The sequence below is a fragment of the Synechococcus sp. H60.2 genome, assembly GCF_047462315.1.
Lineage (GTDB): Bacteria > Cyanobacteriota > Cyanobacteriia > Thermostichales > Thermostichaceae > Thermostichus.
In genome coordinates this window covers 1-15,592 of sequence record NZ_JANSIZ010000062.1, presented here as the reverse complement: position 1 = coordinate 15,592, position 15,592 = coordinate 1, and the positions used below count along the sequence as shown (strand labels likewise).

At 59.9% G+C, this 15,592-nt stretch carries 16 protein-coding genes; 5 read left to right on the top strand and 11 right to left on the bottom strand.

The annotated features are described in order from the left end of the window. The coding region (locus NW845_RS10020) for a zinc ribbon domain-containing protein (protein ID WP_414378381.1) at positions 1 to 477 on the top strand (477 nt) is incomplete at its 5' end. Positions 478 to 566: 89 nt separating this feature from the next. Here NW845_RS10020 and NW845_RS10015 read toward each other — a convergent pair. Together NW845_RS10015 and NW845_RS10010 are read right to left on the bottom strand one after the other, a co-directional pair. Continuing rightward, positions 567 to 950, bottom strand: coding sequence for a hypothetical protein (locus NW845_RS10015; RefSeq protein WP_414365834.1), 384 nt, complete (start codon positions 948 to 950; stop codon positions 567 to 569). A gap of 373 nt (positions 951 to 1,323) precedes the next feature. Beyond that, complete coding sequence (locus NW845_RS10010) at positions 1,324 to 1,863, bottom strand: ATP synthase F0 subunit B (protein ID WP_414378380.1); 540 nt, start codon at positions 1,861 to 1,863, stop codon at positions 1,324 to 1,326. 178 nt (positions 1,864 to 2,041) lie between these two features. Here NW845_RS10010 and NW845_RS10005 point away from each other — a divergent pair, with 178 nt between their 5' ends. The 3 genes from NW845_RS10005 to NW845_RS09995 all read left to right on the top strand — a co-directional run bounded on the left by NW845_RS10005 (position 2,042) and on the right by NW845_RS09995 (position 5,987). Beyond that, entirely contained in the window at positions 2,042 to 2,311 is a 270-nt protein-coding gene (locus tag NW845_RS10005; protein ID WP_414365836.1) for a DUF751 family protein, read from the top strand. A gap of 271 nt (positions 2,312 to 2,582) precedes the next feature. Continuing rightward, positions 2,583 to 4,118 carry a site-2 protease family protein gene (locus NW845_RS10000; RefSeq protein WP_414378379.1) on the top strand — a complete coding sequence of 512 codons (1,536 nt, stop codon included), beginning with the start codon at positions 2,583 to 2,585 and terminating at the stop codon, positions 4,116 to 4,118. Positions 4,119 to 4,163: 45 nt separating this feature from the next. After that, positions 4,164 to 5,987, top strand: coding sequence for an aspartate kinase (locus NW845_RS09995; RefSeq protein ID WP_414378377.1), 1,824 nt, complete (start codon positions 4,164 to 4,166; stop codon positions 5,985 to 5,987). Here the strand turns inward: NW845_RS09995 and NW845_RS09990 are convergent. Together NW845_RS09990 and carB are read right to left on the bottom strand one after the other, a co-directional pair. Beyond that, entirely contained in the window at positions 5,984 to 7,042 is a 1,059-nt protein-coding gene (locus NW845_RS09990; RefSeq protein WP_414378376.1) for a Photosystem Q(B) protein 1, read from the bottom strand. The genes NW845_RS09995 and NW845_RS09990 overlap by 4 nt on opposite strands. Before the next feature lie 330 nt (positions 7,043 to 7,372). Continuing rightward, positions 7,373 to 10,597 (bottom strand): carbamoyl-phosphate synthase large subunit, encoded by a 3,225-nt coding sequence (carB, locus tag NW845_RS09985; RefSeq protein WP_414378374.1) that lies wholly within the window; start codon positions 10,595 to 10,597, stop codon positions 7,373 to 7,375. Positions 10,598 to 11,071: 474 nt separating this feature from the next. Between carB and NW845_RS09980 the strand changes: the two genes are divergently transcribed. Next, positions 11,072 to 11,368 carry a FitA-like ribbon-helix-helix domain-containing protein gene (locus tag NW845_RS09980; protein ID WP_414378372.1) on the top strand — a complete coding sequence of 99 codons (297 nt, stop codon included), beginning with the start codon at positions 11,072 to 11,074 and terminating at the stop codon, positions 11,366 to 11,368. Here NW845_RS09980 and NW845_RS09975 read toward each other — a convergent pair. From NW845_RS09975 to NW845_RS09945, 7 genes are read right to left on the bottom strand one after another with little or no spacing between them, the layout of a single operon-like run. Further along, a complete protein-coding gene (locus tag NW845_RS09975) occupies positions 11,363 to 12,022 on the bottom strand; it encodes a Na(+)/H(+) antiporter subunit B (RefSeq protein WP_414378370.1) in 660 nt (219 codons plus the stop codon). The genes NW845_RS09980 and NW845_RS09975 overlap by 6 nt on opposite strands. Continuing rightward, a complete protein-coding gene (locus tag NW845_RS09970; protein ID WP_414378369.1) occupies positions 12,019 to 12,540 on the bottom strand; it encodes a DUF4040 domain-containing protein in 522 nt (173 codons plus the stop codon). Before NW845_RS09970 ends, NW845_RS09975 begins: the two co-directional genes overlap by 4 nt. A gap of 9 nt (positions 12,541 to 12,549) precedes the next feature. Beyond that, complete coding sequence (locus tag NW845_RS09965) at positions 12,550 to 12,831, bottom strand: monovalent cation/H(+) antiporter subunit G (RefSeq protein ID WP_011430583.1); 282 nt, start codon at positions 12,829 to 12,831, stop codon at positions 12,550 to 12,552. A 16-nt stretch (positions 12,832 to 12,847) separates the two neighbouring features. Continuing rightward, positions 12,848 to 13,099 carry a hypothetical protein gene (locus NW845_RS09960; RefSeq protein WP_414365844.1) on the bottom strand — a complete coding sequence of 84 codons (252 nt, stop codon included), beginning with the start codon at positions 13,097 to 13,099 and terminating at the stop codon, positions 12,848 to 12,850. Next, the gene (locus NW845_RS09955) at positions 13,096 to 13,500 is read right to left on the bottom strand and encodes a cation:proton antiporter (RefSeq protein ID WP_414378367.1); all 405 of its coding nucleotides are present in this window, start codon (positions 13,498 to 13,500) and stop codon (positions 13,096 to 13,098) included. Before NW845_RS09955 ends, NW845_RS09960 begins: the two co-directional genes overlap by 4 nt. After that, positions 13,484 to 14,968 carry a cation:proton antiporter gene (locus NW845_RS09950; protein WP_414378366.1) on the bottom strand — a complete coding sequence of 495 codons (1,485 nt, stop codon included), beginning with the start codon at positions 14,966 to 14,968 and terminating at the stop codon, positions 13,484 to 13,486. Before NW845_RS09950 ends, NW845_RS09955 begins: the two co-directional genes overlap by 17 nt. Then, complete coding sequence (locus tag NW845_RS09945; RefSeq protein ID WP_414365847.1) at positions 14,961 to 15,299, bottom strand: cation:proton antiporter subunit C; 339 nt, start codon at positions 15,297 to 15,299, stop codon at positions 14,961 to 14,963. Before NW845_RS09945 ends, NW845_RS09950 begins: the two co-directional genes overlap by 8 nt. Positions 15,300 to 15,592 lie beyond the last annotated feature (293 nt).

Below are 15,592 nucleotides of genomic sequence, written 5' to 3'. Positions count from 1 at the left end.
CTGTCTGGTCGGGAGAGGCGCTTTCAAACCTGGGTCAATCACCGCATCGCCACTCGCGTCAGCGGGACGGAGTCCTTAGCGATTGTTTCTAGGGCCCAGGCGACCCACCGTTTTATTGCCTTGGAAGACTTGACTGGGATTAGGGAGCGTACCAACCAACAGCCGCGCAGCAAGACGGAGCGGCGGCGGGCGAACAGTGAGGCCTACGGCCCGCTAGCGCGAGGGGTGTTCTCCCAGTTGAGACAGTTTCTAGAGTACAAGGCCGCCAGAGCAGGGGTGAAGGTGGTGGTGGTGCTGCCTGGCTACAGCTCGCAGACCTGCCACCGGTGTTTGTGGCTTGGGCAGCGGGAAGGGAAGCATTTTCGTTGTGTGAACCCGGCCTGTGGCTGGGAAGGGGATGCAGATTTGAACGGTGCCCACGTCATTGCGCTTTTGGGGGTCGCTGTAAACCGGCCTAGAGGCCCGTGGTTGGCTTGACAACTACAGGGCTACAGAAAACCCGCTCCGTACCGCTTAGCGGTCGGAGCCGGGTAGTTTACGTCTGCCGCGACAAGAGTCTACCTCTCCTAGCGGGCGCTCTCGTTTTTGGGGCTGACAGCGTTGAGAGCTAGCATCATCCACTCGGAAAATTCATCGCGGCGGAAAACCTGAGGGCAAGAGCGCGGGCCAAAACGCAGCAGGCTGGGCATGCCGTACTCCTTGAGGCGGTTCTGCAGCCAGGTGCCAACGCCAGTTTTGCCATCATTGGGCATTTCGGTTTGGAAGTCGCTGTACATCAGCAACAACTGGCTGCGAGATTGGAGCACAGCATTCTCTTGGATCAACTTCGGCAGAGAGAGGCTGGCGGCTGAGTTAGCTCCTTTAATACCTTTGGCCGATTCACGGCGACGGCTGCGGGAGCGGGAGTTAGCACTTTCGCGGTTCTTACGGGCTTTCGGTTCAATGGTCATAGAATCTCCTAGACGACTGAGTGGTTCCGCAAAAGGGGTAAAAGCCGGAACTCGCAGGCTGGGGACAGAGCCCGCCGAGGAAGGTAGCTCGATGAGTAGTCCAATGCTGGGCAACCGCTGAGAAGAGGGACACACGCTCTCAGTTAAGCAAAGGGAGAACTCCGCCAGCTTGCCACAAAAGCTCGAGGTTCCTTGCCTGCGGCAGCAATCTACAGCGCGTCGAGTTCCTGGCCGTCCATCCGAGACTTGTCTTCGTCTTCCCTGCCGGAGGTTAGTTTGGTTACCACAGATCCGCAGGGTAAAGGATCCCAGATGCTACCTTTTATATTGGCCTAAAACTGAACAGATGGACACTCTCTGGTCGAGAACAAATTTAGGTCTGAAGGTTTTGTCGCCCGTTGCGGATCACCCGCAGCGACTCCAACAGCCGCAACTCTAGGTCTTGCAAAACCTGATCCACGTAACGATGGGCCTCCCGCTGGAGACGCTCCGACTCCTGGAGCGTCTGTCGCCGCACCTCCTCGCTCTGTTGGTAGGTTTGCCGCAGCAACTGTTCTGCCTGCGCTTGAGCCTGGCGTAAGATGGTCGATTCGCTAACGAGCTGCTCGGCGCGGCGCTGGGCCATGGCCACGATCTCCTGGGCGTAGCGATGGGCCTCGGCCAAAATTTGATCCCGCTGGCGCAGCACCTCCTCGGCTTCCTCCAAGGCCGTGGGCAGGTTGAGGCGGATGAAGTCCAACTGCTCCAGAATGCTCTCTTCGTCGATAAGGGTGCGAGACCAGAACAGACGAGGACTGCTGAGAATGGCTGCCTCCAGTTGATCCAAAGCTTCCTGGACGCGCATCAGCGCCAGGGTCTGTTCCCCAGGCAGGTCACCGGCGCGATTGGGGGCATCGGGGGGCAATTCTCGCATCAGGCCAGAGGGTGGGTGGCTGTGCTGAGCTGAGCAGGCAGGATAACGCCTACCATATCAGGTTCTCACCGTCTTGAGCCTGGGCGGCTTCCCCCTGGTTCCCAGCCCTCTTCAGCCGGGGGACAGAGACCAACATCTGTGGCAGACTGAGGGGAAGTTGTTGGATTGCGATCTGCCCATGCCACAGCCGCAGACTCCCCGTCGACTGGAAGACCAATTTGTGGAGAATGTCTCCCGCTACCCTACCTATTTCATTACCGTCTTGCTGGGGGGGATCTGGGCCGGCTTACAGCCTTTTGTTAAGCTGTACCGCAAAAGCCCGACGTCGGCAGCCCTGGTTGTGCTGGGATCCCTGGCTCTACTGTTGTTTATTTACTTCACGCTGCGGGGGATGACGGGGAACACTTTCTTGCCGGAATGGATGTTGCGCTGGGGCCATTGGGGATAAGCGAAGCTGTCCAGTGGACACCGGAGGCAGGGGTGCGCCTCAAGAAAATTCCCTTTTTTGTCCGCCCAGCCGCCCCTGAGAAGAAAGTGCTCTGCACTGCTCATGGGAACGAGAAGTTTGAGAAATCCGCGATCCAAGAGATCAGGGCGGCGGTTTATGAGCAGGCGAGGCAAAAATTTGGCTCCTGAGGGATCCCCCTTCCTGGCCGTAGCAGAGAGATTGGGTTTGTCGCTAGCTTGGTAGAGGCGTTCTCCTCTGTTTTTTGCAACTCATGGCAGATTGGATCCTGTTGGCACTGGTGGGTTCGACAACCTACCTGCTGCTGCAAAAAAGTGTGGCCCGCCTCTCCAAGGTGCCCTGGCGGATCCTGTGGCTGGTGATGATGATGCCCCCTTTGATCTGGGTGCTGGGGCGTCAGGTGTTTCAGTACGAAATGCCCCCCTTGCTCATGTTGGGGCTATTTCTGGCCTCCTATTTTACCAGCATGACTTTGGTGCGCCGGGGGCGCCTCCGACCCCCCACGGCGGGCTCTCAACCTGGGGCGGAAAACACCTCGCCGGTTGTGGGATCGGATCGCGAGTCTTTGCCGGAAGCAGAGGAAGAAGAGGAGGACAGTGCTGCAGATCCAGTCTCGGCGGCTATTGCCCACACCCCCATCTCGGAGGTGCCGCGGGAAAAGCTCAACCACTGCTTCCCCTGGAATGTTTTTTATTTGCAAAGCGTAGAATACCGTCCCCAGGCGATTATCTGCCGGGGCAATTTGCGGGCGGATCCCACGGAAGCCTATGAGCGGGTGCAGCGCAATGTCGAAAACACTTTTGGCAAACGCTTCTTGGTGGTGCTTCAGGAGGGGTTTGCCGGCAAGCCTTTTTTTGCCCTGGTGCCCAACCCAGCGGCGCGGCGCTCCCTAACCCGTCAGGAAGAATGGCCTCTGCTGGCGCTGGGGCTACTGCTGTTTACCTTTTGGACAACTCTAACTGCCGGCGCCCAGGCGGCTGGGGTCAGCCCTGATCGGTTGCTGCATCTGCCCTCGCTGCTACAAGGGCTGCCCTATGCAGTGGGGATCCTGGCCATTCTGGGATCCCATGAGGGGATCCGCTACTGGGTGGCCCGCCGCCACGGCATCAAAACCTCGCTCCCCTACTTCATTCCGGTGCCTTTTGTTTTGGGAACTTTTGGGGCCTTCATTGAGCTGAAAGAACCGGTGCCCAACCGCAAGGTGCTGTTTGACATTGCCGTTGCCGGGCCGCTGGCAGGCAGCCTCGTTGCTTTGGCAATGTTGCTCCTGGGGCTAGTCTTTTCGACGCCTGCGGAGCCTCCGGCAGTGCCAGAGGGGCAGCCGACCCCGATTAGCTTCCATCGCATCGATCCACGCCTATCGGTGCTGCTGGCAATCCTGGCGCGTATGGTGCTGGGGGATCAATTGCAGCCGGGCCAGGTGATCGATCTGCACCCCTTAGCCTTTGCCGGCTGGCTGGGTCTGGTGGTGGTTGCCTTTAACCTGGTGCCGGTGGGCCAACTGGATGGGGGGCACATTGTCCATGCGGTGTACGGGCAGCAGATGGGGGCCAATGTGGGGCGGGTAGCTCGCTGGCTGGTGCTGCTGCTGGCCCTGACGGTGCAGCCCTGGCTGTTATTGTGGGCGCTGCTGCTGTTTGTCATCTCCAGTGCCGACGAGCCGGCCCTCAACGACGTCGCTGAGCTGGATGAGGGGCGGGAGCTGCTGGGGCTGGGGATGCTGACGTTGCTGGTGTTGATCCTGCTGCCGGTGCCACCCTTTTTGCAAACTTGGTTGGGCTTGGCCTAGTTCGGGGTAGGATCCAAACCACGCCTAACCAGCTCAGCCCTAGCCATGCCAGCAGGTTTAATTGTCCAGAAGTACGGCGGCACCTCCGTCGGCTCCATCGAGCGCATCCAAGCCGTGGCCCAGCGGGTGGCCCACACGGTGGATCAGGGCCAGCGGGTGGTGGTGGTGGTCTCAGCGATGGGAGAGGAAACAGACCGCCTGGTGGAACTGGGGGAACGGATCCTCCAGGGATCCCCGACCACGCCGGCCCAGTGGCGGGAGTGGGACATGCTCCTTTCCACGGGCGAGCAGGTAAGCATTGCCCTGCTGGCTCTGGCGCTGCAGCGCTTGGGCTATCCTGCCCTCTCCCTGACGGCGGCCCAGGTAGGGATTGTTACCACCCGGGATCACGGGCGGGCCCGCATCCTGCACATCCACACCGACCGCCTCTGGCAGCACTTGGAGCGGGGAGAGGTGGTGGTGGTGGCCGGCTTTCAGGGCATCACCAGCCCGGCGGAGCTGGAAATTACCACCCTGGGGCGAGGGGGATCCGACACTACGGCGGTGGCTTTGGCGGTGGCTCTGGGAGCAGAGCTGTGCGAGATCTACACCGATGTGCCAGGGATCTTTACTACCGACCCGCGCAAGGTACCCGAGGCTAGGTTGTTGCCAGAGATTACTGCCGACGAGATGCTGGAGCTGGCCAGCCTGGGAGCGCAGGTGCTCCACCCCCGCTCGGTGGAGATTGCCCGCAACTACGGCGTCAAGCTGCGGGTGCGCTCCAGCCTGGAGCCCTTGCAGGCGGGATCCGAGGGCACCCTCATTCTTTCTCCTCCTCCCCGCCCTCGCCCCGCCGATAGCAGCATTGAGCTGGGCCGGGCAGTGGATACGGTGGAGCTGGATTGGGATCAGGCCAAGGTGGTGTTGGTGGGAGTGCCGGATCGTCCGGGCATTGCCGCCCAACTGTTCCAGGAAATTGCGGCAGCCAGGATCAACGTCGATTTAATCCTGCAGTCGCTCCACCTCAGTGCAGCCGAGGGATCCCCTACCAACGACATTGCCTTTACCGTCAGCCGGGCGCAGGCAGCCCAGGCAGCAGCCGTGGCGCGGCAGGTGGGCCAGGAGCTGGGGTGTAGGGAAGTCCTCGTCGAGGAGGCGGTGGCCAAGGTCAGCATTGCCGGGGTGGGGATGATGGGTCGCCCGGGCATTGCCGCGGAGATGTTTCGAGTGCTGGCGGAAGCCGGGATCAATCTCCAGATGATCTCCATGTCGGAGATCAAGGTGAGCTGTGTGGTGGCTGCCGAGCGGGCTGGGGAGGCCGCCCTGGCGCTGGGGGAGGCGTTTCAGGTGATTCCCCATTTGCATCGGGTCACGGCAGCCCCTGGCCGGGATCCCCTCCCCAGCGACCACCCGGTGCGGGGCGTTGCCCTGGATCTGAAGCAGTCGCGGCTGGGCATCCGCAAGGTGCCGGATCGTCCGGGGACGGCTGCCCATCTGTTCGGACGCCTGGCCGAGGCCGGGATTATCGTGGACACCATCATCCAAAGCCAGCGGGGCTACCACAACGGCATCCCCAGTAACGACATCGCCTTTACGGTGCCTCAGGATCAGGCCAGGGCGGCTGAGGCCGTGTGCCGGCAGGTGGCCGAGGAACTGCAGGCGGCGGGGGTCGAAGCCGACCACGACATCGCTAAGGTGAGCATCGTCGGTGCCGGGATGGAAATTTATCCCGGCGTGGCGGCGCGCTTTTTTGCTGCCTTGGCCAACGCCGGGATCAACATCGAGATGATCGCCACCTCGGAGATCAAGGTAAGCTGCGTGGTGCGACAGGAGCAGGGAATCCACGCTCTGCAAGCTGCCCACCGCGCCTTTGAACTCGACCGAGCCTAGTCGGCTTTAGCTGCCAACAGCAGGGGGAAGTGGTGGGCGTTGGGGGCGTGCATGGCCTGGATCCCCAGGTTGGCGCGGTTGACCAGGTCGGCGTAGGTGGGGATGAACCGGCCCTGGCCGTCCAGGATGGACTGGTTGAAGTTAAAGCCGTTGAGGTTAAAGGCCATCATCCCAATGCCAATGGCTGCCGCCCAAATCCCTACGGTCGGCAGGGCCGCCATCCAGAAGTGAACGGAGCGGCTGTTGCGCCAGCCAAGGCCGGGGATCCCCAGCCGCCCCAAAAAGGCATAGTGGCCGGCCAGGAAGTTGTAGGTGACTTCTTCTTGGCCGAAGCGGTAGCCGGCATTGGCCGACTCCTCTTCCGAAGTCTCCCGGATCAGGCTAGACATCACTAGGGAGCCGTGTAGAGACGCCAGCAGGGCGCCGCCAAACATCCCGGCTACCCCCAGCCAACTGGTGGGGTGCATCAAGATGTTGTGTTCCGCCTGGAAGGCCAGCATGAAGTGGAAGGTGCCGGCAATCCCCAGCGGCAGCCCTTCCGAGAAGCTGCCCTGGCCAATGGGGTAGACCAAGAGCACCGCTGTAGCGGCAGCCGCCGGCGCAGAAAAGGCCACCGCAATCCAGGGGCGCATGCCCAGCCGGTAGCTCAACTCCCACTGCCGGCCAAGGTAGCACCACACCCCAATGAGAAAGTGGAGCACGATGAGCTGGTAGGGGCCGCCGTTGTAGAGCCACTCATCCAAAGAGGCGGCTTCCCAGATGGGGTAAAAGTGCAGGGCAATGGCGGCTGAGGTGGGCACCACCGCTGCAGAAATGAGGTTGTTGCCCCCCAACAAAGAGCCAATCACCGGCTCGCGGATCCCGTCCATATCCACCGGCGGCGCGGCAATGAAGGCAATTACAAAACAAAAGGCTGCCGCCAACAACGTTGGGATCATCAATACACCAAACCAGCCAATGTAAAGCCGGTTTTCGGTGCTGGTAATCCACTGACAAAAACTTTCCCAACTCCACAGCCGCCGCGCAGCAGCGGAGCGACGAATGACCGTACTCATAGGCCAACTCCTAGAAAATTTCAGCAAAGCCATCTCCCCCCTGCCTTTGCCGAACCGATCTCAGGAGCCCCTTCGACAAGGCCTAGGGGAGCTTTCTTCCAAACTAGACAGTTTTCGGGATGCCGACAGGGATCTCTAACGTGCGCAGCCAGAATGTGAAACAAATTGATGTATCGATACAAATAGGCAAATCAGTGTTGCAATTTTGATGCCTTGGTCTCGGCTTTTCCTGGGCAGCCAAGGCCACTTTCTCCAGCCGAGAACTTCAGAATTTCTTAAGATGAAGGTTTTAAGAATTTCTTCAGAAAGGTAACCCAAGAAGACTGAGATCTATCGTCCAATTTCGGCGTGAAACTCCTGCAGGGACTTCACCTGCAGGGATCCCGACTGCAGCGCCCGGATGGCGGCGGCAGTGGCTTTGGCCCCGGCCAGGGTAGTAACCAAGGGGATCTTGTAGGCCAAGGCAGTGCGCCGGATCTTCCGCCCATCCTGTTGAGCTTCGCTGCCGGAAGGGGTATTGACAATAAGCTGAATCTGGTGATTTTTGATGGCGTCGATGACGTGGGGCCGGCCCTCGTGCAGCTTGAGCACCTTCTCGACAGGGATCCCGTGTTGGGCCAGAACTTTTTGCGTGCCGGCAGTGGCCAGCAGACGAAAGCCCAGCTTGACAAACTCTTGGGCCACCGGGATCACGGCCTGCTTGTCGCGATCGTTAACGCTGATGAACACCGTGCCCCCTAGGGGCAGGTTTTGGCCGGCAGCCAGTTGCGCCTTGGCAAAGGCACGGCCAAAGTCGGTGTCAATCCCCATCACCTCACCGGTAGAGCGCATCTCCGGCCCCAGCAGCGTGTCGGTACCAGGAAACTTGTGAAACGGCAGCACCGCCTCCTTGACAGCCACGTAGGGTGGGATCACCTCCTGGGTAAAGCCCAGCTCCGCCAGGGTTTTGCCGCTCATCACCTGGGCGGCATAATCGGCCAGGGGATGGCCAATGGCCTTGCTGACGAACGGCACGGTGCGGGAAGCGCGCGGGTTGGCCTCCAGGACGTAGACCTGCTCCTTCTGGACGGCGTATTGCACGTTAATAAGCCCCACCACCTTGAGAGCTTGGGCCAGCTTCACCGTCCAGTCGCGAATCACCTGCAGCACCTCGGGGCTGAGGGTGCGGCTGGGCAAGACGCAGGCGGAATCCCCCGAGTGGATCCCGGCCTGCTCGATGTGCTCTAGGATCCCGCCAATGGTTACAGCCCCGGTGCGGTCGGCAATGGCATCTACGTCCACCTCCACCGCGTCCTCCAAAAACTGATCCACCAGCACGGGACGGTCGGGATCCACCGCCACCGCCAGTTGCATGTAGCGCTGCAGGTCTTGATCCGAATAGACAATCTCCATGGCCCGTCCCCCCAGCACATAGCTGGGCCGCACCACCACCGGGTAGCCGATGCGGCGGGCAATTTCCAGGCTTTCTTCGACGCTGCGGGCAATGCCGTTGGCCGGTTGGCGAATATCCAGCTCCCGCAAGATGCGCTCGAAGCGCCCGCGATCCTCGGCTATGTCGATGGAGTCGGGGGAAGTGCCCCAGATGGGTGCCTGGGCTGCTGCCAGCCCCTGGGCCAGTTTCAGGGGGGTTTGGCCGCCAAACTGCACGATCAGGCCCACCGGCTGCTCAGCTTCGACCAGGTTCATCACCTCTTCGTGAGTGAGGGGCTCAAAGTAGAGGCGATCGGCGGTGTCATAGTCGGTGGAAACCGTCTCGGGGTTGGAGTTGACCATGATGGTCTCATATCCGAGGCGGCTGAGGGCAAAGGCAGCATGGCAGCAGCAGTAGTCGAACTCGATCCCTTGGCCGATGCGGTTGGGGCCGCCCCCCAGGATCATCACCTTCGGCTTGGCGGTGGGGAAGGTCTCGGATTCGCTCTCGTAGGTGGAGTACTGGTAGGGGGTGGTCGCCTCGAACTCGGCAGCGCAGGTGTCCACCGTCTTGTAGGTGGGGATCACCCCCAGTTGCTTACGGCGATCCCGCACCTGAGCTTCGCTGGAGCCGGTCAGGTGGGCAATTTGTCGGTCGCTGAAGCCCATTTGCTTGAGGTGCCGCAGATCCTCAGCACTCAGGGATCCCAGTTCTCGCCCCTTGAGGGCTTGCTCCACTTCCACCAGCTCCTGCAGCTTGTCGATGAACCAGGGATCAATGTGGGTAAGCTGGGCAATTTCCTGGGCCGAAAAACCCATGAGCAGGGCGGTGCGAATGGTCAAGAGGCGAAAGGGGTTGGGGGTGCGCAGGTTGGCCCGCACCTCCTCTGGGGTGGGGAAGACTTCCGGCCGGTCGCTGCCAAAGCCGGGGCGGTCGATCTCCAGGGATCGCAGCGCCTTCTGGAGGGATTCCTGGAAGGTGCGGCCAATGGCCATCGCCTCCCCCACCGACTTCATCTGGGTGGTCAAGACCGGCTCCGAACCGGGGAACTTCTCAAAGGCAAAGCGGGGGATCTTGGTGACCACATAGTCGAGGGTAGGCTCGAAGCTGGCCGGAGTTTTGCGGGTGATGTCGTTGGGGAGCTCCGGCAGCGTGTAGCCCACGGCCAGCTTGGCGGCAATCTTGGCAATGGGGAAGCCGGTGGCCTTGCTGGCCAAAGCAGAAGAGCGGGAAACCCGCGGGTTCATCTCAATCACCCGCACTTCACCGTTGGCGGGGTTGACGGCAAACTGCACGTTGGATCCCCCCGTTTCCACCCCGATCTCGCGCATGATGGCGATGGCGTAGTCCCGCAGCCGCTGGTACTCCTTGTCAGTGAGGGTCTGGGCCGGGGCCACGGTGATGGAGTCGCCGGTGTGTACCCCCATGGGGTCGATGTTTTCAATCGAGCAGATGATCACCACGTTGTCCGCCAGATCCCGCATCACCTCCAGCTCAAACTCCTTCCAGCCAATCACCGACTCTTCCACCAGGATCTGGGAGACCGGGCTGGCCTCGAGGCCGGCGGCGCAGATCTCTTCAAATTCTTCTTGGTTGTAGGCCACGCCGCCGCCCGTGCCCCCTAGGGTATAGGCGGGGCGGATGATGAGGGGATAGCCAATCTCGTGGGCAATCTGCTTGGCTTCGGCCAGGCTGCGGGCCAACCCTGAGCGGGGCACGGCCAGGCCAAGCCGCTGCATTGCCTGCTTAAAGAGCTCCCGATCCTCCGCCTTTTCAATGGCCTCCCGCTTGGCCCCAATTAGCTCCACCCCGTACTGGTCTAGGATCCCGCGCCGGGCCAGCTCCACCGCCACATTTAAGGCCGTCTGACCCCCCATGGTGGGGAGCAGGGCATCGGGGCGCTCCCGCTCGATGATCTGGGCCACGAAGTCCGCCGTCACCGGCTCGATGTAGACGCGATCCGCCATACTGGGATCCGTCATGATGGTGGCCGGGTTGGAGTTGACCAGGATCACCTCGTAGCCCTCCTCTCGCAAGGCTTTGCAGGCTTGGGTGCCGGAGTAGTCGAACTCGCAGGCTTGGCCAATGACGATCGGCCCCGCTCCAATGAGCAAGATTTTGTGGATATCGGTGCGGCGTGGCATAGGGATCCCAGAGGTGGCAGGGTCAGCCTTCTATTGTAGAGGTCGCCTGCAGGTCAAGTTGCTCGTCGGGCGGGGAAACTTGCACGTTGATGCTGTCATCGCTATCTTCGCGGCAAAGCCATCCATGAAGCCATTGATTGAGGAGGTTGGATTTAGTACTCAACTTTCTGGACATTTACGGGCATAGCAGTACAACGGCATTGCTAGTTTCAGGAGAAAAGTTATCCAGCGGTATGTCTGTCTTAAGGAAGCAACGAAAATCTTGAGAGTCCACGAAAACACTTAGCGATGGTGGGAAGCAGAAGGTAAAATTAGAGCCATCAAAATGCCATCTGGGCAAAGGCAATATGACATCGGTACTTAGGTGCTCTAGGGTTCTTCCTTAGGGCTTTGAGGGATTCCTCCCTTTCTGTCAGCAATGATGGAATTGCAATCGTTGCATCGTCCGGATCATATCCGTATTGTGCAGCGTAAATGAATCAGGTGCTCCATGACCACTCTAATTGTTCTCTAATTGTTCGCAACGTTGATGAGGCCATTGTCAAAGCCCTTAAAGAAAGGGAGAGGCGTCACGGCGCGAGTGCAGAAGCCGAACATCGCAAAATCCTGGAGCAAGTCTTACTCCAACTTGCAAAAAAAGTCCTTTGCCAAGTGCTCAGATCGATCCCAAACGTTGGTGAAGATTCGGACTTCGAGCGGCTACAAGAAGATAACACCACCTACAATTATTTGCTTGACACGAAGGTTATCAACCCCTTCAAGCCCTCATAACAAGCCGCGGTAGCGAATAAAAATTAAAATCGCCGCCCAGGATCCCAGCGCCACCTTGATGGCCACCAAAATGTTGAGAATTGGGATCCAGCCGCCGCTGAAAAGGGATCCCAGCTCGCCCCTGGGCAATTGCCAACCGGCAAGGGCCAGCATCGCCGCTGCAATAAAAGCCACCACTGAGAGCTTTTCCCAAGTGGCAGCTCGCCATCGCTGGTAAACCGACTCCATCCAGGCAGAAGAAGCAGTAATGGCAACTAGACCGATAGCCGTTCCCCCTGCCACACCGGCAGCGAAGCCTCCCCCCGGCGTCAGGTGTCCTCGAATTGCCAGCTCCACTGCAATCAGGGCAGAAATGGTGGCCCCCACCCGCGCCAACACAATTGAGGGAATATCGGTAAACTGAGCTACATTGGCCGTCGGTCGCTCATCCGCCAGCAGGTATTGGGCACCCAAAATTGCCGTAGAAAACACAACTACTTCGAAAACCGTGTCGTAAAGGCGGTTGCGCAAGATCAGGCCCGTTACCGTATTGGGCACACCGCTTTCTCTGGCTAGAGTCGATACAGGCTCAACCGCAGGCAAAACAGCTCCCGCATCGGCGACCATGAGCTGCACTGCCGCCAACAGCACTGCCATGCCATACAGCCATCTCATGGGGCAAGAACCTCGGAGGACAGAGTTTGCTGGGCCAAAATCTCTTGCAGGCGAGGCACCCGGGTGAGCAGGCGATACTCCTCTGTTTCACTGCCAGCCTCAAGGGCCATGGTGTGTATCTCTCGGTTGCGAAGGGCTGCCGCTAAGGCCTCCACACTCTCATAGGCAGACAATTCCAAACGCATATGGAGCGGCTGCAGACCCCGACGAATTTGCTGGAGCAGACGCTGGGCCGCCTCCGTCTTGGCCTCCAGCAGCGGGCTACCTTCCAAAACGCCCAGGCGCATGCTCAGGGAGGAGCGGACAGCAATAGCGTAGAGAGTAATGGAAAGCATGGTGCCCACCAGGGCTTCCGTCAAGGCCACATCCGCTGCCCCAAAGAGGGCATAGATCAAAGCGGCAATAGCCCCCAAAATGCCTCGCATCACTAGGGCGTGATAGGGGTTGGTCTGGGTCACGACCAAGGCAGCCGTCAAGGGCAACAGCAGAGCGATCACCAGCAACAAAGTCTCTTCCATCCTGTCCTCCTATAGGGACTTGCGCTGCGAGCAAAACGCCAGCACATAGCCCAAGATGGTGTTCCAAATGGCCAAGGAAATCAGCGCCAACACCAGCAGAGGCCACTCCCTGGGGATCCGCAGCAACAGCCCCAGCATGATGCTCATGGATCCCAGGGTGTCGGACACCGAAAGGCCGTGCAGCTTAAACAAAATGGAGCGATCTCCAAGGAGCGGTGCCGTTCCCCACAGCCAAAACAGCACCCCGATCCCAAATAGGAGATAGCTGAGAGCTTCCACCAAAACTTCCATATTCCTCCCGACCCAGTTAAAGCATTTCTAGGCGCTTGAGCACGTGGGCCAGCAGCATCAGGGCTGCATTGCCCACCGACAAAATCAAGACCCCCACAATCCCGATCATCCAGTCATCTCGCACCACAGATACCACCAAAACCAGGATGGCCGTCTTGGTGGATAAGCTGGCAAAAGCCAGCATCGTCTGCCAAATATCCTCCTTTAGCCAGGCGGCATACAGCGGCAGGCATAGGGTTAGGATCAGCAGAAACAGCAGTAGGTTCACGCCTCCTCCCGCGGCTTGAGCAGATGCACCTCGTAGGTGCCTTGGGCATCGCAATTGAGCACAATGGTTTTGGGCGTAAAAGTAATCAAAAAGATATCGAGAAACACCAGTCCCGCTGAACGATTGGGGAGAGTTTGTTTGTATACAACTTCCTCTACGGTGTGGGGCCTGAGGATCATCTCAAAGGCCTCCCAGTAAGCTTTCGGAACGGCGAAAACAATCTCCTTGAGCACCCGCCCCCAATCCCGCCACCGCACCGGCGCAGAAGCCTGTCGGGGAAGCAGCAGCGTCGCCGCTACCCCGATGACCACATTGTCCCAACTCAGATTACCCGTCAGCAAAAACCAAATCAAAAGCCGCAGGCCAATTTCCAGTAAGCCCAACTCAGGGTAGCGCCACATGGTTCGCTCTACTTAGCAGAATCCAGACCAGCACCAACACCACACTCAAGCCGCCCACCACTGCCTCTAGCCCTTCATCCAGCCGCCATCCCTTCACAGGGATCCGCTCCCAAAACCAGCCCAGGGGGATCCCGAGGCCCAAGCTAAGGAACGCCTTGATGAGATTATCGACGTCATAGGCCGCCGGCAGCCAGAACCAGAGCAAGCCCCCGCCCCAAAGGACTAGGGCCACCTTGTCTGGCCATGCCGGGGTAGTGTCCCCGTTGGTTTGAGAAGGAAAAGCCCGCAGCACCCGCACGGCTATGCAGGTGGTGCCGACAGTAACCCCCACCAGCAGCCACTCGTGCCAGGGATCCAGAGACGACAAGCTAAGAGCCTTGGCCGCATAGCCCAAAGTGCCGGGCACCCCTGCTAGCGAGGCCGTCCCCAAGATCAGCAGCGGCCAGCGCCAGCAATTGGTTATCGCAGCCCCAACGAACAACAAGGGCTTCGCCAGCCCATGGGCCAGACCGTACAAACCCGCCCACTGGGGTGCAGCGATGACAAATCCCATCTGCGACACCGAGCTCCAGGCCAAAAGGCGCTGAGGCGTGCTGGCCATCAAAGCCAGAAGGATCCCAAAGACCGCCGCGCCTGCACTGAAGTAGGGCAGTCCCTGCACCAAGAGGGGCGAGAACTCGCTGCAGCGCACAAGGGCCATGGCGCCTGCTTTTGTAGTAAAACCGCTGAGCACCGCCGCGATGACAGGATCGGCAGTGGCGTAGGTGAGGGGCAGCCACAGGCCGGCGACAAAGACCGCCCCCTTGGCCAGAAGGCCAACGGCAATCAAGGCCAGAGCCGTGGGGTCGGCCAGGGCCAAGCCGCTCATCGCCAGGGATCCGGTGCGCACATAGACCAGGATTGCGCCCATCAAGTAGAAGAGCATGGCCACATTGCTCATGAACAGGTAGCGCAGCCCCACCCAGAGCTGACGGTCGCGAGAGCGGTGCGGGGCGCTTTCCCCCAGCATCGGCTGGGACTCTGCTCGGCGACTGTAGGTGAGCAGCAAAAACACGCCGATACTGAGCACCTCCAGGGCCACATAGACGCTGATCAGGTCAGCGCTGATGACGACGGCGTTGGCGCTGCCGTGGATGATTAACAACTGCATGGCCAGAAAGCGGCTGCCCACAAAGCGCCGATCCAGATACAGGGCTACCCCAAGGGTGACCAGGCCGTGGGCCAGGAGCATAGCCGCGGCGTTGCCATCGATCCGCAGCGTCACCCCGAAGTGATCCAGCAACTGGAGCTCCAACGGCGCAGCAGTTGCCCCTGGCAGGCCTCCCTGCCGCACTGCGTAGGCTATCGTCAGTCCAGCCATGATGACCAGGCCGGGACGGGTCAAAGCCGGCAGCAAGTAGGTGGCGAAGGCCAGCCAAAAGGGCAGTGCCACCCAGACCAACGTAAGTTCGATCGTCAGCTCAGTCATCAGCTACCGCCTGCTCAATACTCTCCACTTCCAGGGTGGGATGATTGCGGGACAGCTTCATCACCCCCACCAACATCAGAGCTTGCACCGACAGGCCGATGACGATGGCCGTGAGGATGATTCCTTGCGGAACCGGGTCGGCATAGTCCACCTGGCGCCAGGGCTTGTAGATGGGAGTGAACACGCCGGTGCGGGCGGCCCAAATGACAAAAAAGGCGATAACCCCGGTGCTCATCACATCCATGGCCAAGATTTTCATGATTAGATTTCGCTTGACCACCACTCCCCAAAAGCCCAGCAGGATCGTAAGGACAATTGCAGCGTGTACCATGGGTACCTTGCCGTTTGAGCCTCGACGGTGATTCCGGTATTTCTGTAGTCCATTTAGCTAGAAACCGCAGAACCCCGCCCTGTAGCCGTAGGGCCAGGGCTGGGAAGAATGCAGATGACGTCGTATAGTTGTAACATGACCCAAGTTTTAACTGTCTCCTGCAAGCTCAAGGTATCTGGGTCGCAAGCCGCCAAGCTGGAGGCGACTCTGGATGCGTTTGCACAAGCACTCCTCGCGCCAGCGGGCCGGAGGCCTTACTGGGTCAACCAAAACACGCCAGAGAAGGTGGTCAA

What these genes read in the sequence shown, in the direction of transcription:
- NW845_RS09990 (WP_414378376.1), bottom strand. Translation starts at nt 7,042, where the DNA reads ATGAGTACGGTCATTCGTCGCTCCGCTGCTGCGCGGCGGCTGTGGAGT.
- NW845_RS09945 (WP_414365847.1), bottom strand. Translation starts at nt 15,299, where the DNA reads ATGGTACACGCTGCAATTGTCCTTACGATCCTGCTGGGCTTTTGGGGA.
- NW845_RS10005 (WP_414365836.1), top strand. Translation starts at nt 2,042, where the DNA reads ATGCCACAGCCGCAGACTCCCCGTCGACTGGAAGACCAATTTGTGGAG.
- carB (WP_414378374.1), bottom strand. Translation starts at nt 10,597, where the DNA reads ATGCCACGCCGCACCGATATCCACAAAATCTTGCTCATTGGAGCGGGG.
- NW845_RS09970 (WP_414378369.1), bottom strand. Translation starts at nt 12,540, where the DNA reads ATGGAAGAGACTTTGTTGCTGGTGATCGCTCTGCTGTTGCCCTTGACG.
- NW845_RS09950 (WP_414378366.1), bottom strand. Translation starts at nt 14,968, where the DNA reads ATGACTGAGCTGACGATCGAACTTACGTTGGTCTGGGTGGCACTGCCC.
- NW845_RS09975 (WP_414378370.1), bottom strand. Translation starts at nt 12,022, where the DNA reads ATGAGATGGCTGTATGGCATGGCAGTGCTGTTGGCGGCAGTGCAGCTC.
- NW845_RS10015 (WP_414365834.1), bottom strand. Translation starts at nt 950, where the DNA reads ATGACCATTGAACCGAAAGCCCGTAAGAACCGCGAAAGTGCTAACTCC.
- NW845_RS09955 (WP_414378367.1), bottom strand. Translation starts at nt 13,500, where the DNA reads ATGTGGCGCTACCCTGAGTTGGGCTTACTGGAAATTGGCCTGCGGCTT.
- NW845_RS10010 (WP_414378380.1), bottom strand. Translation starts at nt 1,863, where the DNA reads ATGCGAGAATTGCCCCCCGATGCCCCCAATCGCGCCGGTGACCTGCCT.
- NW845_RS09965 (WP_011430583.1), bottom strand. Translation starts at nt 12,831, where the DNA reads ATGGAAGTTTTGGTGGAAGCTCTCAGCTATCTCCTATTTGGGATCGGG.
- NW845_RS09995 (WP_414378377.1), top strand. Translation starts at nt 4,164, where the DNA reads ATGCCAGCAGGTTTAATTGTCCAGAAGTACGGCGGCACCTCCGTCGGC.
- NW845_RS09980 (WP_414378372.1), top strand. Translation starts at nt 11,072, where the DNA reads ATGAATCAGGTGCTCCATGACCACTCTAATTGTTCTCTAATTGTTCGC.
- NW845_RS10000 (WP_414378379.1), top strand. Translation starts at nt 2,583, where the DNA reads ATGGCAGATTGGATCCTGTTGGCACTGGTGGGTTCGACAACCTACCTG.